Genomic DNA, 20296 nt, shown 5'->3' with positions numbered 1-20296 from the left:
CGAACAGGCCGCCGACAAGGACCATACCGGGTGGAGTCGGTGGCACGGCGCGCGGCGGCATAGCGATGTCACTTGTAGGGGTCCGCGGCGTCCCGCAACCCATCGCCGAGGAAGTTGAACGCCAAGATGACGAGAACGACGGGGAGCATCGGCAAAAGCAGCCATGGATAGAACGCGATCACGCTGACGCTGCGCGCCTCGGTGAGCAGGATGCCCCAGCTGGTTATCGGTGCCCTCAGGCCGAGGCCGAGGAAGCTCAGTGCCGTCTCGCCCAGGATCATGCCGGGTATGGAGATCGTCGCCGTCGCGATCAGATGCGACATGAAGCCGGGAATGAGATGCCGCCGGATAATGCGGCTGCTTCTGGCGCCCATCAATTGCGCGGCCAGGACGTAATCCTCCTCGCGCAAGGCTAGAAGCTTCGAACGCACGGCCCGCGCCAGTCCGGTCCAGTCGAGCAGCCCGAGGATGACGGTGATGCCGAAATAGATCAGGATCGGACTCCAGGTTATCGGCATGATCGCCGCCAGAGCCAGCCATAGCGGAATGCTGGGGATCGATTGCAGAACTTCGATTATCCGTTGGACGATCAGGTCGAAGATACCGCCGTGATAGCCGGCCAGTCCGCCGATGACAATGCCGAGCAGGAAGCTGAAACTGATGCCGACGAGGCCGATTGTCAGTGAAATGCGTGCGCCATAGATGATGCGCGAGAGCACATCGCGCCCCAGCCTGTCAGTGCCGGCCAGAAAGAGCTGGCCGTTTTCGGCGGGGCAGACAAAATGCCTGTCACCTTCGATCAGGCCCCAGAACCGATACTTGTCGCCCTTGCAGAAGAAACGGATGCGCTGAACATCATCCTGTTTCTCGATGTAGTTCCGCTTGAGCGTGTCCATGTCCAGTGTCATCTGGCGGCCATAGACGAACGGCCCGACGAACTGGCCGTCGTGGAACAGGTGCACCCGCTGCGGCGGCGAATAGATGTAGTCCATGTTGCGTGTGTGCAGATCGTAGGGCGCCAGGAACTCGCAGATCAGTATCCCGAAATAAAGCGCTGCCAGGAATATGCCGGATATAAGGGCAAGCCGGTGCCGACGGAATTTCCACCACATCAGCCGCAACTGCGACGCCTGAAAGACCTTCTCCTGCTCCGGCGTCATCGCCTCGACGGACTGCAGGTCAAAGGGCTCGATGGAAACGTAGTGTTGCAGTGGGGCACCCGGAGCGGGCAGCGGCGATGGCGTGTTCATTTGGTGCTGCCGCCTTGCAAACGAATTCGCGGATCAAGTAACGCCAGCGCCAGGTCGGAAATCAGGACGCCGATGACCGTCAGGAAGGCGAGGAACATCAGGAACGACCCCGCCAGATACATGTCCTGGCTTTGCAGCGCCTTGATCAGCATCGGCCCGGTCGTTTCCAAAGACAGCACGATCGCCGTGATTTCGGCGCCGGAGATGATGGCCGGCAGGATAGAGCCGATATCCGAAATGAAGAAATTGAGCGCCATGCGCAGCGGATATTTGACCAGCGCCTTGAAGGGATGAAGGCCTTTGGCGCGCGCGGTCACGACATATTGCTTATGTAGCTCATCGAGCAGATTGGCGCGCAGCCGTCGGATCATGCTTGCCGTGCCCCCGGTGCCGATGATCAAGACCGGGATCCAGAGATGGGCGAGGATCGACTTCGCCTTGGCCCAGCTCATCGGCTCGCCGAGATATTGCTGATCCATGAGATGGCCGATGGACGTGCCGAACCAGATGTTGGCGAAATACATCAGGATCAGCGCCAGCATGAAGTTCGGAATGGCAAGGCCGAGAAGGCCGAAGAAAGTCAGGCCGTAGTCGCCCCAGCTGTATTGATGCGTGGCTGAGTACATGCCGATCGGAAAGGCGATGAGCCAGGTGAAGATGATCGTGACGAAGGAAACCAGCACCGTCAGCCACATTCGGTCCCCGACGACATCGCGAACCGGCAGCTCATATTCGAAGGAATAGCCGAAATCGCCGTGCAGCATCCCGCCGACCCAGTAGAAGTAGCGAATGACCGGTGGCTTGTCGAAACCATATTCCTTGCGCATCATCTCGATGCGATCGGAATCCACCGCTTCGCCCTGGGCCCGAAGCTCGGCAACATAGCTGTCGAAATAGTCGCCTGGGGGAAGTTCGATGATCGTGAACACCAGTGCCGATATGACCAGCAGCGTTGGAACCATCACGGCGATGCGCCAGACAAAATATCGAAGCACGCTCAGGACTCTCCAAGCCAGAATGTATCCGGCATATAGACACCGAAATAGGCGGTCGGGTCGTAGCCGTAGAGCGCCTTGTCAGGCAAATTGCGCAGCCGTGAGGACGCCAGAATCGGCTGATGCGTTCCGTTCACCGTGCCGATCGAAAACACCTGATCGGTATAGATCGACAGCATTGAATTCCAGATCTCGGCGCGCTCCGTGGCTTCGGTCGATGCGTTCCAGCGCTTGAGTAAAGCCATCAATTCGACCACGGGCGGAAGATCGGGCGCTTCGCCGACCTTGCCACGAGACAAGTAGTGAGCACCCCAGAGCGGCCATTGCAGCTGGTCGTCGACGGTGGGGGCCAATTGGTACGGGTTCATGTCGGCGGTCGGTACGCCATTGTCGATGCCCGACCACATCGACATCATGATCTGGCCGCCAAGCGCGCGGCTGCGGAAGATGTCACGCTGCGAAGTCCGGATGAACAGGGCGATGCCGATCTTGCGCCAGTGATCGGTGATGAGTTCGAGCGCGTCGGTTTCCAGCGTGCTTTCGCCGGCCGTTTCCACTACGAGCTGCGCCGAGCGTCCGTCGGGAAGTATCCGCAGGCCGTCATCGTCGCGCGCCTGAAGCCCGACCTCGTCGAGCAGGGCATTGGCCTGGTCGGGATCATGGACGACCCAGGCTCTGGCGAATTCCGGCCGGTAGAGTGGGCTCTCCGGCAGGACCGTATCGGCACTTTCCTGCGCCAATCCGTAGAACACAGCCAAATTGATCTCGCGCCTGTCCACAGCGAGCGAAAGTGCGCGGCGCACGCGCACGTCACGAAAAAGGCCACGCCACACCTGGTCGGCACAATTCAGATTGGGCAGCAGCGCCAGCCGCGAACCCTGCGTGCGTTTCCAGAGATGCATCTTCACCGGGTAGCGCTTCTCCGCATCCTTCAGGAAGGAGTAATCGCTGAAGTCAATTCCCATGCCTTGCAGGTCGCTCTCGCCCGCACCGGTCTTGGCGGAAATGATCGCCGACGAGCTGACATTCATGACAATCCGGTCGACATAGGGCAGTTGCCGGCCATTCTCGTCTATTCGATGAAAGAACGGGTTCCGCTCGAAGACGAACTGCTCAGCCGGCGGCTTGGTCCGGTTCTGCCAGGGATCGAGCGTCGGCAGTTCCGGGTTCTCCGGGCGATACTGCCGCGACATGCGGATGTGCAAGAGCGTCCATTTCTGGGCCCGGTTCTCCTTCATTAGGCCGGCGAGCCGGAATGGATCCTGGTATTTCTTGTGGAACTGCTTGAGATAGGCGGCCGGCAGAACAAGCGATAGGGGCGAAGCAGCGGCGAGCTTGGGCAGGAAGTCGGGATTGGGCGCATCCCAACTATAGCGGACCGTCAACGGATCGACGATCTCGAAGCGTGGCGGCTTGCCGTCCGCCATCAGGGCCGGGGCGAGCCCGCCTTGCGAAAGCTCATCGTTCAGCCAGACATCTTCCCAGCAATAGCGAAAATCCTCCGACGTCAGCAGGCTGCCGTCAGACCATTTATGTCCTTCTCGTATCTTGAAAGTGAAGACACGATCATCCGCCACATCGAAACTTTCGAGAATGTCGGCTTGCAAGTTAAGCTTTTCGTCGTAGCCGACCAGGCGAGCGTACCCGTAGATCGTCATCATCCGGATATCTTTCTGGCTGCCGATGATCGTGCGCAGCGTGCCGCCATACTGGCCGGGCTGTCGGCCCATCGCAGCGAGATTCAACGCGCGCGGGCGCTTGGGCAGGCGTTCGGCGAGCGCCGGCAGCGCCCTGGCCGTCAGCTGCGGCTGAAGAAATTCCGGCTCCAGATCGCCGGCGCGCAACGTGCCCGGCAGAAATGCCGAAGCCATGAGTCCAAGGACGGTGCGCCGGCTGATCAATGGCGTAGCTCGCTGACATCGGCCGAACGTCGGGCCAGCACGAGGTGGCCGCCGCCAAGATCGAGCGGCGACAGCATATCCTCGTCGCCCTCGTCGCGGAATTGCGGTCCCCATGCGCTGGTGTCGGAAGCGCCGCTGAGCTTCAGCGTCTTGAAATCCATCGGCCTGTCGAGATCGGGGAAAGGTACTGCGGCGACCAGTGAGCGCGTGTAGGGGTGGATAGGTTTCCTAAGCAGAATTTCGCGCGGCGCGAGCTCGACGATACGCCCGCCGCACATCACCGCGATGCGGTCTGCCATGTAGTCCACCACCGCCAGATTGTGGGAAATGAACAGGTAGGTCAGGCCCAGTTCCTTCTGCAGGTCCTTAAGAAGATTCAGGATCTGCGCCTGGACAGAGACGTCGAGTGCCGAAACCGGCTCGTCGCAGATCAGGAGTTCAGGCCCCAGCGCCAACGCGCGCGCGATGCCGATACGCTGACGCTGCCCGCCGGAGAAACTGTGCGGATAACGCTTTATGAAGCGCGGGTCGAGCCCGATTGCCTCCATCAGGCTCTTGACCGTGGCGAGTCGGGACGCGGCATTGCCACGTCGATGGATTTCCAGCGGCTCGCTCAAAATGTTCTCCACCGTCATGCGAGGTGAAAGCGACGAAACCGGATCCTGGAAGACCATCTGGATTTTCGCGCGCAGCATGCGCAGGGCGTCTCCCTCGGCTTCCAAGACGTCGATCGCACCATCGCGGCCGTTGAAGATCACGGACCCGCCGCTAGGGGTGACAGCCCGCATGAGGATCTTGCTGACGGTGGTTTTGCCGGATCCGCTTTCGCCGACAAGACCCAGGCACTCACCCCGCCTGATATCGAAGCTCACGCCGTCCACGGCGCGAACAGAGGTTTGATGATCTCCGCCAAACCATCCGGACTTGCGGATCGTGAAGGTCTTTGTCAGATCGCTGACCGATAGCAGGAGGTCGTTCGGCCCCTTCGATGCCGGCGCCGTCTGCTTGCCGAGCAGGTTCCCGACATTCACCGGCACCTCGCGGAGCGCCTTTAGCCTTTCGCCGGGCTTCAGGTCGAAATGCGGAACGGCTGCCATCAGGCCCTTCAGGTAAGGGTGGCCCGGCCGGCGGAATATCGCCTCCACAGGTCCCGCTTCCATGATCTCGCCATGGTACATGACCACCACCTCGTCGGCGACATTGGCGACTACGCCAAGGTCGTGCGTGATCAGCAGCATCGCCATGTTCAGCTTCGTCTGAAGCTCGCGCAGCAATTGCAGGATTTGCGCCTGGATGGTGACGTCCAACGCCGTCGTCGGCTCGTCGGCGATCAACAGGGCGGGCCGGCAGATAAGTGCCATGGCGATCATGGCGCGTTGACGCAATCCTCCCGAAAGTTCAAAGGGATACATGTCATAAGCGCGCTTGGGGTTGGGAAAGCCGACAAGTCCGAGCATTTCCTCGGTGCGCGCCTTGCACTCCACCCGAGCCATGGGCGTATGAATCTGCAGGGATTCGCTGACCTGATTGCCGATCGTATGCAGCGGCGACAGTGATGTCATCGGCTCCTGAAATATCTTGCCGATGCGGCTGCCTCTCAACGCCCGGATTTCGGATCCGTCACGCGGCATCTGCAGGATATCCTGCGTCGTGCCGGGCTTTTCAGGATCGGAAAACAGGATACGACCGCGAACATGGGCTGTGTTCGGCAAAATGCCCATCACCGCCTGGCTGAGAACCGATTTTCCGGAACCGGACTCGCCCACAAGCGCGGTAACCTTGCCGGGCAGGACGCGAAGATTTGCACGCCTGACGGCATGCAACGGTCCCCCTATAACGGCAAAAGAGATGCCAACATCCTCGATCCGCAGCAGATCAACGCCCAAATTCATTCTCACACCAGCCCCCACTCTGGCACGTCCAGAAGGCGAGACTAACGCATTGCCAGCCTAGAGCAACTTGGATTCGAACAGTCGCCAGTTCCCTGACGGAACCGGCGACCGGACTGCATACCAAACGCGTTCGGATCAGATCGTGGCGGTTACTGGAGCTTCCTCGGGTCGCCCGCGGACGGCCGCGCGGCATTGCGATGAAGCAGCATGACCTGCTCGGCGTCGGATATTCGGTCGTAAATCGGCTCCAGCGCACCGTCTTCGTCGAGTGCGAGAGCACCCGACAAATCGGGTGAAAGCACCGTTAGCTTCTGCCTGATGCCCGCCAGTTCCTCCATGCCGAGCGCCAGCCAGTTGTTGGCGCCGCAATAGCTGGCGAAGTCTTTGCTGGCAAGAACGCTGTGCGGATATTTCTTGGTCAGGGTCTGGAGGCGCTGGACCTCATTTACAGCCGAGCCGAAGACAGAGAATGTGAGCCGGTCGGTAAGCCCGACATTGCCGAACATCACATTGCCGACATGCAGGCCGATACCATAGTTTATGTCGCTCAATCCCTGCTGCTTTCTGCGCAGATTGAGATCCATCATGCGCGCGGTGGCCTTGTGCGCTGCTGCAAGAGCAGCCTGGCAGGCGATCTCGGACTGCGAACGGTGCCTTGCGCAAGGGTAGACGGCAATGAAGCCATCACCTATGAAACTCATGATCTGCCCGCCCTTGCGATTGAAAGGTGCAGCAGCGGCGTCGAAAAACTGGTTCAGCGTATCGATATAGACTTCGCGGCCGGCGGTTTCGGCAAGTCTTGACGACCCGCGCATATCACCCATCACCAGTGCCGCCCGGATTGTATCACCCTCGCCGCGCTTGATCTGGCCGTCGAGCACGCGCCTGCCGGCGTCGCCGCCGAGATAAGTGGTCATCATATTGTCGGCAAGCTTGGTGAGCACCGCCATCTTGGTTGCGATAGCGAGATGGTTCTGGAGGCGCAGCAGCGCCGAAATCATGCTGTCGCTGAAGCCTGCAGCACTGTCGGTGGACCAAGACCCGATCATGCCCTGACTGGTGTTGCCGCTGAAGGGATGGACGAAAGCCATGTAATCGGTGACGCCCATACGCTTGAGGTCGTCGAAAATAGGAAATTCCGACGGCACCGACGGGTCGAGCCGGCGCCGCAGATGGTCGAGCTTGTGGCTGAGCAGATGGTAGTATGGGCTGGTCAGGAATCTGTCAGAATGAACGCCGTTCTCCTTGCGGAAACCTTCCACTTCCAGGCCCTGGCCGCGGAGCCAGGTGAAGCCGAGCGCGTCATAAAGCGGATGAAGCATCGAAAAGCTCAAATGCACCCGCTTCAACGGCAGGCCGGCAGCAGCCAGCCGTTCACAAAAGCCCCTTACCAATGTTTCCAGGTCGTCGCCCGCCAACGCCGATTGGGTCAGCCAATCGGCAACCTTATCCATGAGAATGGCAGAAATTTCTGCTTGCGCTGTGCTCATGCTCTCTCGAAATCTCCTTGATCCGCCACAAATTCGCCGGCTCGAACGCCGTCAGGCCTTCACCACCGTCTCTCGGGCTAGCCCGAGGCGGCCAAAAACATTGCGCGTGTCGACGATCAGTCGAGCGTGATCCGCGATCGCCTGATAGTTGATCGCGTCGTGGTCGGTTGCAACGACGACAGCGTCGAAATCCTTCAAGGCCACCTCGGTCAATTCGACCGAGCGACGCCCCTTGATCGCCATATGCTCTCGTGTGGCCGGGATTTCGGTAACATGCGGATCGTGGAATTCTGCCTTGCCGCCCCATTCCTCGATGAGTTCAATGAGCCGCAATGAGGGGCTTTCGCGGATGTCGGGCACATTCTTCTTATAGGCGAGCCCGATGATGAGAATGCGCGAGCGGCTGAGCGCCTTGCCGCAGCGCCGGTCCAGCGCCTTCGCCAGTTCATCGACCACATGACGCGGCATAGCCGTGTTGATCTCTGCCGCCAGCTCGATGAAGCGGGTCGGCAGTTCGTATTCGCGCGCCTTCCACGTGAGGTAGAAGGGATCGATCGGAACGCAGTGCCCGCCAAGTCCAGGGCCAGGATAGAAAGGCATGTAGCCGAAGGGCTTGGTCTTTGCCGCCTCGATCACCTCCCAGATGTCGATTCCCATCGCACCGAGCACGACCTTCAACTCGTTGACGAGGGCTATGTTGACCGAGCGGAAGATGTTTTCCGTCAGCTTGACCGCCTCGGCGGTCGCCGTGGTGGAAACCGGAACGACGGTCTTGACCACGCCGTGGTAGAAAGCCTGCACGAGCGTCGCCGCTTCAATGCCGTCACCGGCCACGACCTTGGGGATCGTCGCGACTTCAAAGCTGCGGTTGCCGGGATCCTCGCGTTCGGGCGAGAAGCCGAGGAAGAAGTCTATCCTCGACTGCAAGCCGGTTTTTTCCAGGATGGGCTTGATCACGTCGTCGGTGGTGCCGGGATAGGTGGTCGATTCCAGCACGATCAGCTGACCGAGACGCAGATGCTTCGCGATGGTGCCTGCCGTGTTCCTGACAAAGGAGAGATCCGGCTCGCGGTGTTTCGTCAGTGGTGTCGGAACGCATATGATGATGACATCGCAGACGGCCAGTTCGGCAAAATCCGCAGTGGCTCGGAACCGTCCGCTTGCCACCTGGCCGGCAAGGGCTGTCGACGTCACCGCCTCGATGTAGGATTGGCCGTTGTTCAGGCTCTCGACCTTCTGGCCTTCGATATCGAAACCGGAAACGGGGAAGCCGGCGCGTGCGATCGCAACCGCCAGCGGCAGCCCGACATAGCCCAGTCCGATCACGCCGACTTGCGCGGTACGCGTCGAAATCCGGTTCAGAAGACGGTCATATGTCGATCGTGAGGCGTCCAACAATCTGCTTCCCGTCAATTCGGACAGGCCGTCCGCTTCCATGGTGAGGCTCACCGGCCCCAAGAGCCCCGAGGCATATTGCGGAAAATCGATGTCCGCAAGCCGTCAGACCGGCACCTTCGCCTTCAGGCTTGCAGCAGCCATCGCATAGCCGCCGGCGGCGCCATCGATGAAATGAACGTGATCGCGCTGCAGCGGCGATGCGACGAGGCATGTCATCAAGGCCGATTTCTGGCGGTGCAGGCCATAGTTGCAGATGCCCGCCTCTTCCGCCTGTTTCAGCCGGTTCTCGATCCGTTGCAACACATCCGCGTCAACGTCGATGGTCATCTTCAAGCCATCGTCGAACTTCCGGAAATCCGAATTGCTGGCCACTTCGCGTTTGTAGATCTTCGGATCGAATCTGCCGATCGTCCAGCCAAATCTATCCGCAACAGCCGTAAGCGTCATCAGGAACACTATCCACAGCTTCGACAGCCACCGCCGTCCTGCCGGCGCCGTGGCCCGCGCCTCGATATCGAGGCCGGCGGGCAGCAAACTGTAGTCCGGCCCGTTCACCGGCACCGGGTGGCCATCGCGTTCCTGCCTGCCGGCAAGGGCGATGATGTCGGAAACCAGAGACTGAAAACCGCGCAAATCGCGCGACGCCCCCGGTATGGCTATGATCGAGACGATTTCGCCGTGCCGGGCTTCGATCGGGTTCCAGCGGCACGAGAGGCCGGTCAGGTCCGGCCGCGCGCCGGCCGGCGCAGGATCGATGCGGTAGCGCCCCGCTTTCATCTCGGCTTCCGCCCAACTGCCACCACCTCCGGCGAACATGGCGTAGAAGACCGCATCGGAGGCCTGGAACCTCGCCACGCGAACGTCGAGGCCTTGCGCTCTTATATCCTTTATCGGCACGATTGCGGCACGCAAGGTCAGATCCAGTTCGTCCGCCACCCATCTCTGGACAGCCGCCAACGCGTTGCGGGTGATCTCCAGCGCCGAGCCGGGAAACGCCACGAGCGCGCCGTCGCCGCCGAAGACAAAGGGAAGATCTTGCCTACCCAGCGCATTGAGCAACGCCGAAATGACGCTGGCGCCGGCCATATTGACGGTTTTATAGCGCCCCGCCTCGATCGCCCTGGTCGAGCCGACGATGTCGGCGGTGGCCAGCGCCCAGCTATCGGGGAGAGGCTGATAGTTATCGATATCGGCAACGCTTTCGAACTTTGCGAAGACCGGCAAAGAAGCGACAAACGGGTCGGACGCGGCAGCTGTTTCCATGAGCATCAGATAGCACATTCCAGTGCGTGAAGGTGAAGTCGATCATGCTTCGAAATTGACTTGCGCAGGCTTTCCGATGATAGGGTCCGGCGATGCGAATTGCTTTCTACGCGCCGCTGAAGTCGCCCAATCATCCCGTTGCCTCGGGCGACCGCCAGATGGCACGGATGCTGGTCAAGGCGCTGGAGCATGGAGGGCATAGCGTCGAACTGGCATCCGAATTGCGCTTCTATCTACGTGAACCGGATTCGAAAAGTTTCAATGTGCTCAAGATCGAGGCCCGGGAGGAAGCCGCGCGGCTGGCAAGGCTTTGGGATCGTCACGGCAAGCCCGATCTGTGGTTCACCTATCATCCCTATTACAAGGCGCCCGACCTGATCGGGCCTGAGCTGGCGTTGGCCTTTGCTATCCCCTATGTGACAGCGGAAGCCTCCTATTCGAAGCGGCGCAACACCGGTTTGTGGGCCGATACGCAAGCGTTGGTGGCGCGAGCCGTCGAACAGGCAGCGCTGAACATCTGCTTCACGCAAAGGGATCATCAGGGACTGGCAGATGCGATACCCGACGCCGCTTTCGGCATGCTTTCGCCTTTCATCGACACATCGGTATTCCGGGAAACGCCGACACGGGGTTGTCCGACGCGCCTCGTTACCGTCGCCATGATGCGCCCGGGCGACAAAGTCGAAAGCTATCGCATGCTGGCGCAAGCGCTCGGTTCGATCGCTCACCTGCCCTGGACCATGTCGGTCGTCGGGGACGGACCTGCCCGCGAAGAGGTCAGAGCGCAATTCGCCGGCTTGCCCGCCGACCGTATCGAATGGCTTGGCGCGATTGAGCCAGCCGCCGTGCCGGATGTCCTTTACAGTGGGGGAATTTACGTCTGGCCGGGTTTCGGCGAGGCCTATGGCGTTGCCTATCTTGAAGCACAGGCCGCCGGCCTTCCGGTTGTGGCTCAGGACATCGCCGGCGTGCCGGAGGTCGTGCGGGATGGCCAGGCCGGGTTTCTCACCCCGCCGGGCGATGTGGCGGCGTTCGCTTCTGCCATTGAAAGGCTTCTGGCCCGCAACGACGAAAGATCCACCATGGCCGCAGAAGCCAGACGTTTCATTCTCGAAGAACGTTCTCTCGGTGCTGCGGCGGCGCGTTTGGCCGAATTCCTTGCGAAGATTCCGGTCTCATGACATTCGGTCAGATCTGGCAACCCTTGGTGGAGGAACTGGCGAGCCGGCAACGGGCGGACCGTAAGGCAGAGTTCTGGCTGCGCGACGACGACGCCGTGGATCCGACGCCTGCGCTTGATCGGCTGCTCGACCTCACCGGTGAATTCGCGGTTCCGGTGACCCTGGCCGTCATTCCCGCCCTGACCGACGAGAGGCTTGTCGTTCGGCTCGACGAGGCGCCGCATGCCACGGTCGCCATCCATGGCTGGGCGCACCGAAATCATGCGCCCGAGGGCCAGAAAAAGCAGGAGCTCGGTGCGCATCGCCCACGCGAGGCGGTGCTCGATGATCTGGCTCGCGGGCTGTCGCGCGTAACCGGCCTGCACGGCGCACGTGCCGTTCCGATGCTGGTGCCACCCTGGAACAGGATCGACGCCGGCTTGGTATCCGACCTTGGATCGATAGGATTTTCGGCATTGTCGGTCTATGGGCCGCCAAGGCCGGCTTCACTTGCGGTCATCAACAGCAATGTCGACATCATGGATTGGCATGGCACGCGCGGCTGCTGCGATCATGGCCTATTGGTTCAGGCTATCATCGCGCAATTGCAGCATGCATTCGATGGCGGCGAACCGGTCGGCCTGCTCACCCACCATCTCGTACATGATGAATCGGCATGGCTTTTCCTCGAACGGCTGTTCACCGTCACCGCACAGACTGAAGCCTGCGCATGGCTTCCGATCAGGACATTGATCGGGCGCAGCGCGGGTAGAGCAATTCCAGGAAAAGTGTGAACGGTTTTCCCGGGAAAAGCGCGTAGCGCTTTCCCTTGGGAATTGCGTCAGAGAGATAGAGGAAAATAGCTCAGCGCTTTTTGCGCAATGAGACTGGAAGTTTGAGCGTCTGGCCATCCCGCGCGGCAAAAGCGCCGGCAAACCTGTCCTTGGCCAGTTTCTGGATCTTGTCCAGTTCCTTGTCGGTGCGTGTCGGATCGTGGTGAAACAGGGCAAGCCCGCGCGCACCCGCCGCCTCACAGAGCTTGACGCCCTGTTGCCATGTCGAGTGCCCGTAACCGCGGCGGCGTTCCATTTCCTCTTCGGTGTAGGTGCAATCGTAAATGACGAGGTCGGCATCTTCGATCAGGCCGAGCACCGCCTGATCGAGTTTGTCCGGCTCGTGCTCAGTGTCTGTGATCACCGCCACGACGCGGCCGCCCCATTCGACCCGGTAGCCTATGCAGCCGCCCGGATGGATGAGACTGCCGGTTCGGACCACCACCCCTTCGCGCGGCCGAAGCACGTCTCCGGTTACGAAATCGCGATAGTCAAGGCTTGCCTTGCAGGCCTCCAGTTTCACCGGAAACCACGGCGGCCGCATGAACTCATCGACCATCTGCCGGGTCGTCATGTGTCCTGCAAGATGCCCGGACCAAAGCGTAACCTTGGCGCCCCGGTCATAGATCGGCGCAAAAGACGGCAGCCCGATGATGTGATCGTAATGGCAATGGGTGAAAAGCAGGTCGAAATCGGTCACGCCCAACGCCTGAAGCGCCGCGCCGGCAGGCCGTAGGCCAGAGCCTGCGTCGAACAGAAGCGTATGCTTACCGCATCGCATCTCGACGCAGATTGAGTTGCCGCCATAGCGAGAGAATTCTGGCCCTGATACCGAAATGCTGCCGCGGACACCCCAAAACCTGACCAGGAAAACGTTGTCGTCCATGCTACCCCTTCGCCCATCATATCCAAACAACTGCTGCTAGGCGAGACAGGCTTTCTCCGGGTGATCTTCTCAGCGAGAGGACAGTGCCGTCACGACGGCGAGGCGTCATTTGGCGCTTCGTGCGTCGATCAGATCCGCCGTCGTATGGCTTAGGCGATCGGCAAGAACCCGCAATATCTCGATGGTCATTTCCGGGAACTCCCTCATAAGCCTCAGGAAATGATCCTTGCGGATTCTCAGGGCTTCCAGCGGACTTGCCGCTCTGACGGTGGCAGTGCGGGAGCTGTTGCACAATATGGCGATCTCGCCGACGATCGAATTTGGCTCCAGTTCGGCAACTTTTATCGGCCCGCTGTCGGAATCGACAAGAATATCCGCCCTGCCTGAAAGGATGACATAGGCGGCGTCTCCCTCGTCGCCCTGCCGGAAAAGGATCTGGCCGGCGCTGTAGCTGACACGATCGGATGTGAACGCAAGCAGCTTGAGCTTTGTCGGCTCGATGGCAGAGAACAAGGGAACGCGTTGCAGCATTCCAACTTCATCCTTGAGCAGCATTGTCGCAAACCTTCCAAAATTCGCGTTTGCCAGACTAGAGCAACGGACGCCCAGATGGAATCAATTCTCTTTCCGGGATGGCGAGACAAACCACGCGAAAGGCCGCGAGCCCGATGTCGTGCACCGGCAGAATGATCCCATCTGCATGTCCGTTGCTCTATGACAACAGTTCCTTGAAGATACCGTTCCCTGCCAAAAGTGTCTCGTGTGTTCCGTCTTCCGCCAATTGACCCGAGTCGAAGACGATAACGCGATCGAACATCATCGCCATTGCCGGATTCGTCACGACCCACACAATTGCCGGCGAATGGCCGTCGCGCCTGGCTTCCTCGAGCACATTTCGAAGCACCTTATCCTGCATGCGCTGGTCGAGCGCCGACAGCGGCCGGTTGAGAATGAGAAAATCGGGACGCTTGAGCAAGGCCCGGGCAACATCGAGCTTCTGTCGCTGTCCACCGGTGAGCCGCCTGCCGCCGGAGCCGACGTTGAAGTCCAGGCCGACATCCAGAAGTTCGCTATAAAGCCCCAGTTCGTCAAGAATGTCATAGACGATGGAGCGTATGCGGTCCGGCGCGTCGGGATGATTGTTGCCCACACGCCCGAACAGGACATTATCCATGACGGTGGCCGCGGCAATGTATTTGGCAGGATCATACCGTTCGACCGCATTGTGCAGCTCGGGCGGCAGGTCTTCATAGAACCGGTTGCGTGCAGCGACGATCTTGCTCATCAGCTCGTCGCTCAGCAGGCCGAAGCGGTGCCGGGGCTCGATATAGGCAAAGCTCAAGGTGACGATCATGGCGCGATCGTTCTCCGAAACCGCCTCGTAGGGACGGTTCTTGAGCCGTTGCAGCAAGGTTTCGTAGGCGGGTATCTCCTCCGCGCTCATGAAGGCGAGCTGCTGGAAGAACTGGTGATCGGGCGGCAGGTCGGCAAACAGCTCGATCGCCTGTTTGGCGATCTCCAAGCCCATTTCGTAGAGCGTGCGGTCGAGGCCGGCTTGCCTCAGCACGGAAGCAAAATAGGGATTGGCCGCCAGGGCCCTGTCGGCCAGTTCGGGGCCGGCGGCAGCGCCGAAGAGCAGGTTTTGGCCGATCGTTGCTTCCTTATTGTAGGCGCCCGGTTCGAAAGGAACCACCAGTCCGCTCAGCCCCTCTTGTTCCAGCCGGGTCCGCAGCGCCGCACGCAGCTCGACGATCCGCCTGGCAAGCTCCGTGTGACGCGTGAGGTCGGCCGATGAGCGCAAGCCAAGATCCAGAATGTCGCGCGACAGAACAACCGCGTCGAGCACCCGGCGCACGGCTTCAAAGAGGTCGTGCGGGCCGGTAGCGCCAGCCGAAGCATAGTTGATCCAGTCGCTGTGGATATCAAGATCCGGATTGCCCGACCGGCGCGCCTCGTGGATGTTCCAGCGGTGCTGGTCTGCCGCAGCACCGTCGTAAGGCACCGATGTCAGCGGCGCATGCTTCAACCCGTAGAGCAGGTTGTCGCGGAGGCTTGCCTGGAACAGGAAAACATCCGACGAGGCATACGACATGCGCCGGCCGGTTACTGCTTCGGGGAGTTCAAGCAGGTCGTCGCTGCCCGAAGCGACCCTTCCGCTGTCCGGCCAGTTCAGCCGCGCGAAGGCTTCTGCAAGCGCCTCCGCTCCACCTGTTGCGGTACTGACCAGCGCCACCGTCTCACCCGGCTTGACCTGGAGGGAGATGCGGTTGAGAAGCATTGCACCGCCATCGTCTGCTATGGACAGATTGATCGCAGAGAGCGGCTTGGTCATCGGATCGGGATCGTCGATCGTCAATGCCCCGATTTTCGGCGCGATGAGACCTTCGACGGTGAACTGTTCAACGACCTGTTGATATTTGACCTGGACATCCTGCCGATCCTGATCCCAGTCGATCAGTTCCTTCATCGGTCCGGGCAGGTCCTTGTAGGCGCCGATCACGGCCACGAGCTGGCCGACGTCCAGCCGCCCCAGGATGACCAGATACCCGCCGATCATGTAGAACAGAAAGGGCGTGAGCTGCGCGAGAAAATTGTTGAGGAACTTCACCATGAATTTCCATTGGTAAAGATCGAAGCGGATCTTGAAGATGAGCCCGAGCCGGGCAGCTATGTCGGCGCGCTCGTAGTTTGATGTATCGTGGACGTGAACCGCGCCGATGCCGTCGACGATTTCGCCAACCCGGCCCGAAAGCGCGCGCGCCGTCAACTGCCGTTGGCGCCCGAGCACGATCAGCCGCCGCCGCATTCGCGGGATGAGCACGATCTGGATCGCCACGATCACGACCGCTATCATTCCGAGCCAGACGTTCTGGATCATGATGAACAGCATGGCCGTCAGCGCCTGGCCGCCGAGCAGTACCGGCTGCAGGAAGGCGTCGCCGATGAAGCCGCCCAGCGGCTCCACCTCGTCCTTCACCATGGTCGCCACTTCGGCGGATTTGACTCGCTTGAAGTAAACCGGCGGAAAACGCAGCACGCGGTCGACCAGATCGAAGCGGATACGCCGCAGCATGCGTTCGCCGAGGCGGCCCTTGTAGGTGTTGATGTAGAATTTGAACAGGCCGTTGATGACGACTAGCAAGAGGAACACAAGGCTCAGGGCAAACAAGGTCTCCTTGCGGTCGAGCTGAAAACCGGAGAAGAACTGGACCTCTCCAATGAACGGCAGGTTATAGTGTAGCCTCATGAATGGCTGGGTTGCGCCCGGTTGCTCGAAGCCCCTGCCTTGGATCGGGCCGTTGACGATCAGCTTCGGCAGGTCGAAGGACATGAAATACGGGATCATCGAAAGCACGACGATCATCAATATCCAGAGCTGCTGCTTCTTGGTGTGCGTCCAGATATAGCGGGCTAGGCTGGCTTCCATATGCGACTGTGGACCCTTCAGTTGGAAGGACGCAGGATGTAAAAGCACCTGCTGGCGAATGGCGTATCGGCAATTTCTTCGTCGCCAACGACAGGCTCGAAGCTGCTGTGCACGGACATGGTCCTGCGGTCAACGATGCAGGGAACCTGCGAGGCGGCGCGATCCAGTTCCGGCGCATGGTCGATGGCAACGACATGGGCATTGTTGATCGGCGAAGAAAGCAGCTGGCCAAGCGGTCCGCGGCTTTCGTAAGGCTTTGGCGAACAGCCGAACAGCACGAGGCCGCAGCTGCGCGGCTGGTGCTGGCGGATGGACGCCGATGATCCGGACAGATGCAACAGGCTCTCTCCGGCACCGGGCAATAGCCAAGCGGCTTGCAGCATGATCACGTCCGCGGAATCAAACAATCTTGCGGGAGGCAAGATTGCGTTGTGTCGCCCAAAATCCCAACATACAAGACGAATTATGATGGATGTCACGCAACCACGCAATGCCATGGACTGGCACGAGCAAGCCTTGGACCTCACGCGGGGAATTGCTGCTTATGTCAACTGCCCTCTCGTGGCAGGCCTGGCGCGCGTCGTCGCCAAGCATCCGAAGGCCGATATCGCCAACGCCTTCAACCACAAGCAGGTCGCCTGCAAGATGTGGGCGCTCGACCGACTGTTCGAAAGCTGCGGCGGCCGGTTCGGGCGCATATGGGTTCTGGGTGGATGGTACGGCGTATTGCCGGCAATGCTTTTCAACGACGCCCGCTTCGACATCGCGGCGGTCGATAGCATCGACATCGATCCCGAAGTCGGGCCGGTCGCCCGGACCCTCAACCGGGAAGCCGGCGACCGGTTCCGGGCACTGACGGCAGATATGTACGCACTCGACTATGCGGCCGGGCGGCCCGACCTGATGGTCAATACGAGCTGCGAACACATAGCCGATCTGCGCGCCTGGCTTGCTCTGCTTCCGCCGCGCACGAATGTACTGCTGCAATCGAACGATTATTTCAGCGAGCCGACGCACATCAACTGCGTGGCTTCGCTTGCAGCCTTCGAGGAAATGGCGGCGCTACGGGAGGTGCGGTTCTCCGGCGAACTGCCGACAAAAAATTATACGCGCTTCATGCTGATTGGAACTGTCTAATGCATTTCGCCCAAAAGCGCGTAGCGGTTTTGGGACAACGACACGCATAAAAACAGGACTTGAAGCGCGTCGCGCGAATCTCACCCGACGCGACGCGCGTTAGAGCAATTCCAGGAACAGTGTGAAACGGTTTTCCCGGGAAAAAGCGCGTAGCGCTTTCCCTTGGGAATTGCGTCAAAACAAAGAGATAGAGCGGTTCGGCGTTTCCGTGAACCGATGAACCGCTCTAGGATCTATCGTCTGTTTGATCATGAACTTTTCCGAAACCGGGCCCCACATTTAGGGACCATGTTCGATACCGCTCGCGCAGGATTTGCGCGGAGCGACGCGCGCCTTCCAGATCGAGACGATGCGCGGATGGCGTCGGTCCCACAAGCGCCTGTTCGATCGCTTGCGCCAAACCTTCAGGCGTTAGGTCCTTTTCCATCAGCACCTTTGCAAGACCGAGTTCTTCGAGCATCAGGGCGCGAACCGTCTGTTCGGTTTCCCCGCCGGCTGCAAATGGAACGAGCAGGGAGCGACAACCCGCGCGCAGGACATCGCAGACCGTGTTGTAACCCGCCTGCGAGACTGACAGGCGGGCGCCGGTTAGCAGGCTGGCGAAATCCTCGCGAAACCGGAAGATGGACAGGCCCGGCGTGGCATCGCGTGCGATCGCGTCAAACTCGTCTTTCGGCAGGTTTGGGCCAGTGATCAAACACCATTTCCAGGCCTTGTTGGCATTCCGCGCCGCTGCGATGGTGGAGCTGACAAGGCTCTTTCCGGCAGCCCCGCCGCCAACCGACACCAGAACGTCGAAGCGCTCGGAGGCCGCGGGCGATGGCGGCGCGGCAACGAGCCCCGTGTAGGTGATCTCGGCCCTGATCGCCCCAGCCAGTGGAAATGTCCTGTCGATGGTTGCGAAAGCCGGATCGCCGTGGACCATAACAAGATCGAAATGCCTGTTGATGAGATCGACCGTTTCCTCGTTTCGGCCCGGCTTGACGCGCTCCTGGAGGATATCACGGACGGACGTCGCCAGCAGCGGTCTGGGCGACGTCGCGTCGATGGCCTCGATCAGCGGCAAGAGTTCGAAACGCATCTGCCGGCGTCCAAATGGAAACGCCTCGACAATGACGATATCAGGCCTGCAATGCCGGAATGCCTGCAGCAGCATCTCTGAACGCCATTTCTTGAAATCATCGTCGATCGGGTTGCCTTGCAGGTCGACAAGTCCCGAAAATCCTTCATCACCGGAGGTGACAGGTGGCAGGGTTACAGATTTTACTCCCAATCCCGGAAACCCGGCGATCGGCGCTCCGCCGGTCACGACGGTTACGTCAAACCCGTCATCGACCAGAGCCGCTGCAATGCGGCTGGCGCGCGCGAGATGGCCGATGCCGAGCAGGTGCTGGACATAGAAGAAAGCGCGCAGCCGCTTCATTCGGCGGCCCGCCACTCCCGCTCGAACAGTTCCTTGAGCTGTCCAATGCTTGCCATATGATCGAAATTGCCGCGCACGCGCCGCTCCGCGGCGTCGCCGAGGCGGTCGCGGAGCACGGGATCACGGATCAGGCGCTCCAGCGCCTGTGCCAGGGCAATCGGGTTTTCCGTCGGAACCAGCAACCCGGTTTCATCCGGCGATAAAAGCTCCGGCACGCCGGAAATATCGGTCGACACGCAGGCAAGCCGCTGGCTAGCCGCCTCCACCAGAACGTTCGGCAGACCGTCCCGGTCGCCATTTGCGGTGATCCTGCAAGCCAGGGCGAAGATGTCGGCGCGGCGGTAGTGCTCAAGCACTTCCTCCTGCGCAAGCGCGCCTTTCCAAGAGACTCGACCATCCAGGCCGAGCTTTTGCGCCAGCGCCTTGAACCGTTCCAGTTCCTCGCCGCCGCCGATATGCTCGAAACGCCACGCCAGATCACCGGGCAACAGCGCAAGGGCCTGCAGCAACGTATCATAACCTTTCTTTTCAACGGCGCGCCCGACACTCAGAACGACAACCGGTTCGTCCGGCGCCGAGCCGTCATGCTGCTTTCGCGCCTCGCCGAAACTGCCGAAGCGATCAAGGTCGAGCCCATGATAGCTCAGATGCACAGACGAGTTGCCGTTAGCGAGTTTTTTCAGACGGTCGAAGCCGGTTTTCGTGCAAGTGACCGTCCAGCGCGCCGAGGAAAGCTTGCCGGCCAGATCCCAGTCCGCCGAAGTCCAGATGTCCTTGGCATGGGCCGAGCAGGTCCAGGGCAGGCCACGAAGCTGGCTGGCATAGCGCGTCACCGATGCCGGCGTGTGCGCGAAATGTGCATGCAGCCAGTCCGCGCCTTCCGGCCATTCGGCCGCCAGCACGAGCGCTTGCCCGAAGCGGCGCGCGCGATTGCGCGTAAAGTCGCGGGGCATATCGGCAGCCAGCGATCCGAGCGCGCGCCAGAAGCCCGGACGCAGCAGATAGGCAAACAGCGAGCGAAGCACGCGCAGCGGCTCTTCATGCAGATATTCCGGTAGATAATGGACGGGCGCTTTGATCTCGTCATGCACGGGGTGGCGTTTTTCGTCGGTCGGCCGCCTGAGCGCGACGAGTATCAGGTCGAACCCCGCACGCTCAAGACCGAGCAGTTCCTGCGCGATGAAGGTTTCGGACAGCCGCGGATAACCCTTCAGAACCACGACGATCTTGCGATGTTGCAA

General features: G+C 60.5%; 16 protein-coding genes. 3 read left to right on the top strand and 13 right to left on the bottom strand.

Going from position 1 to position 20296, the window contains the following annotated elements; all coding sequences use genetic code 11:
- Positions 1-68 precede the first annotated feature (68 nt).
- The 7 genes from NKI19_RS29570 to NKI19_RS29540 form a co-directional block, all read right to left on the bottom strand.
- Positions 69-1250, bottom strand: coding sequence for an ABC transporter permease (locus tag NKI19_RS29570; protein ID WP_352491718.1), 1182 nt, complete (start codon positions 1248-1250; stop codon positions 69-71).
- On the bottom strand, positions 1247-2245 hold the full coding sequence (locus tag NKI19_RS29565) for an ABC transporter permease (protein WP_352491719.1): 999 nt from the start codon (positions 2243-2245) through the stop codon (positions 1247-1249). The genes NKI19_RS29570 and NKI19_RS29565 overlap by 4 nt, the downstream gene beginning before the upstream one ends.
- 2 nt (positions 2246-2247) lie before the next feature.
- The gene (locus NKI19_RS29560) at positions 2248-4146 is read right to left on the bottom strand and encodes an ABC transporter substrate-binding protein (RefSeq protein ID WP_352491720.1); all 1899 of its coding nucleotides are present in this window, start codon (positions 4144-4146) and stop codon (positions 2248-2250) included.
- Positions 4143-6038 (bottom strand): ABC transporter ATP-binding protein, encoded by a 1896-nt coding sequence (locus tag NKI19_RS29555; RefSeq protein ID WP_352491721.1) that lies wholly within the window; start codon positions 6036-6038, stop codon positions 4143-4145. The genes NKI19_RS29560 and NKI19_RS29555 overlap by 4 nt, the downstream gene beginning before the upstream one ends.
- A 149-nt stretch (positions 6039-6187) precedes the next feature.
- Complete coding sequence (locus tag NKI19_RS29550; RefSeq protein WP_352491722.1) at positions 6188-7528, bottom strand: adenylate/guanylate cyclase domain-containing protein; 1341 nt, start codon at positions 7526-7528, stop codon at positions 6188-6190.
- Between the two features lie 51 nt (positions 7529-7579).
- Entirely contained in the window at positions 7580-8923 is a 1344-nt protein-coding gene (locus NKI19_RS29545) for a nucleotide sugar dehydrogenase (protein ID WP_352491723.1), read from the bottom strand.
- 105 nt (positions 8924-9028) lie between these two features.
- Positions 9029-10207, bottom strand: coding sequence for a DUF3095 domain-containing protein (locus NKI19_RS29540; RefSeq protein WP_352491724.1), 1179 nt, complete (start codon positions 10205-10207; stop codon positions 9029-9031).
- A gap of 74 nt (positions 10208-10281) precedes the next feature.
- On the opposite strand from NKI19_RS29540, the gene NKI19_RS29535 reads away from it, so the two are divergent.
- Positions 10282-11370, top strand: a complete 1089-nt coding sequence (locus NKI19_RS29535; protein ID WP_352491725.1) for a glycosyltransferase family 4 protein — start codon at positions 10282-10284, stop codon at positions 11368-11370.
- Positions 11367-12143, top strand: a complete 777-nt coding sequence (locus NKI19_RS29530) for a polysaccharide deacetylase family protein (RefSeq protein WP_352566868.1) — start codon at positions 11367-11369, stop codon at positions 12141-12143. The genes NKI19_RS29535 and NKI19_RS29530 overlap by 4 nt, the downstream gene beginning before the upstream one ends.
- A gap of 70 nt (positions 12144-12213) precedes the next feature.
- On the opposite strand, the gene NKI19_RS29525 is transcribed toward NKI19_RS29530, so the two are convergent.
- The 4 genes from NKI19_RS29525 to NKI19_RS29510 form a co-directional block, all read right to left on the bottom strand.
- The gene (locus NKI19_RS29525) at positions 12214-13068 is read right to left on the bottom strand and encodes an MBL fold metallo-hydrolase (RefSeq protein WP_352566870.1); all 855 of its coding nucleotides are present in this window, start codon (positions 13066-13068) and stop codon (positions 12214-12216) included.
- Positions 13069-13173: 105 nt separating this feature from the next.
- Complete coding sequence (locus NKI19_RS29520) at positions 13174-13623, bottom strand: cyclic nucleotide-binding domain-containing protein (protein ID WP_023675957.1); 450 nt, start codon at positions 13621-13623, stop codon at positions 13174-13176.
- Positions 13624-13780: 157 nt separating this feature from the next.
- Positions 13781-16495: an ABC transporter transmembrane domain-containing protein gene (locus tag NKI19_RS29515; RefSeq protein ID WP_352566872.1), complete on the bottom strand. Its 2715-nt coding sequence runs from the start codon at positions 16493-16495 to the stop codon at positions 13781-13783.
- Between the two features lie 17 nt (positions 16496-16512).
- Positions 16513-16833 carry a hypothetical protein gene (locus tag NKI19_RS29510; protein ID WP_352566874.1) on the bottom strand — a complete coding sequence of 107 codons (321 nt, stop codon included), beginning with the start codon at positions 16831-16833 and terminating at the stop codon, positions 16513-16515.
- A 130-nt stretch (positions 16834-16963) separates the two neighbouring features.
- On the opposite strand from NKI19_RS29510, the gene NKI19_RS29505 reads away from it, so the two are divergent.
- Positions 16964-17632 (top strand): class I SAM-dependent methyltransferase, encoded by a 669-nt coding sequence (locus NKI19_RS29505; protein ID WP_352566904.1) that lies wholly within the window; start codon positions 16964-16966, stop codon positions 17630-17632.
- Positions 17633-17858: 226 nt separating this feature from the next.
- Here the strand turns inward: NKI19_RS29505 and NKI19_RS29500 are convergent, their stop codons facing one another.
- Entirely contained in the window at positions 17859-19055 is a 1197-nt protein-coding gene (locus NKI19_RS29500) for a glycosyltransferase family protein (protein ID WP_352566876.1), read from the bottom strand.
- Complete coding sequence (locus NKI19_RS29495; RefSeq protein ID WP_352566877.1) at positions 19052-20296, bottom strand: glycosyltransferase; 1245 nt, start codon at positions 20294-20296, stop codon at positions 19052-19054. The genes NKI19_RS29500 and NKI19_RS29495 overlap by 4 nt, the downstream gene beginning before the upstream one ends.

Source organism: Mesorhizobium sp. M0751, from assembly GCF_040320265.1.
GTDB lineage: Bacteria > Pseudomonadota > Alphaproteobacteria > Rhizobiales > Rhizobiaceae > Mesorhizobium.
This window is presented reverse-complemented; position numbering and strand designations above follow the sequence as displayed.

Bases quoted from the DNA above. Each gene is read 5' to 3' on its own strand.
- NKI19_RS29570 (WP_352491718.1), bottom strand. From the start codon at position 1,250: ATGAACACGCCATCGCCGCTGCCCGCTCCGGGTGCCCCACTGCAACAC.
- NKI19_RS29515 (WP_352566872.1), bottom strand. From the start codon at position 16,495: ATGGAAGCCAGCCTAGCCCGCTATATCTGGACGCACACCAAGAAGCAG.
- NKI19_RS29505 (WP_352566904.1), top strand. From the start codon at position 16,964: ATGGATGTCACGCAACCACGCAATGCCATGGACTGGCACGAGCAAGCC.
- NKI19_RS29525 (WP_352566870.1), bottom strand. From the start codon at position 13,068: ATGGACGACAACGTTTTCCTGGTCAGGTTTTGGGGTGTCCGCGGCAGC.
- NKI19_RS29555 (WP_352491721.1), bottom strand. From the start codon at position 6,038: ATGAATTTGGGCGTTGATCTGCTGCGGATCGAGGATGTTGGCATCTCT.
- NKI19_RS29530 (WP_352566868.1), top strand. From the start codon at position 11,367: ATGACATTCGGTCAGATCTGGCAACCCTTGGTGGAGGAACTGGCGAGC.
- NKI19_RS29500 (WP_352566876.1), bottom strand. From the start codon at position 19,055: ATGAAGCGGCTGCGCGCTTTCTTCTATGTCCAGCACCTGCTCGGCATC.
- NKI19_RS29550 (WP_352491722.1), bottom strand. From the start codon at position 7,528: ATGAGCACAGCGCAAGCAGAAATTTCTGCCATTCTCATGGATAAGGTT.
- NKI19_RS29535 (WP_352491725.1), top strand. From the start codon at position 10,282: ATGCGAATTGCTTTCTACGCGCCGCTGAAGTCGCCCAATCATCCCGTT.
- NKI19_RS29540 (WP_352491724.1), bottom strand. From the start codon at position 10,207: ATGTGCTATCTGATGCTCATGGAAACAGCTGCCGCGTCCGACCCGTTT.
- NKI19_RS29520 (WP_023675957.1), bottom strand. From the start codon at position 13,623: ATGCTGCTCAAGGATGAAGTTGGAATGCTGCAACGCGTTCCCTTGTTC.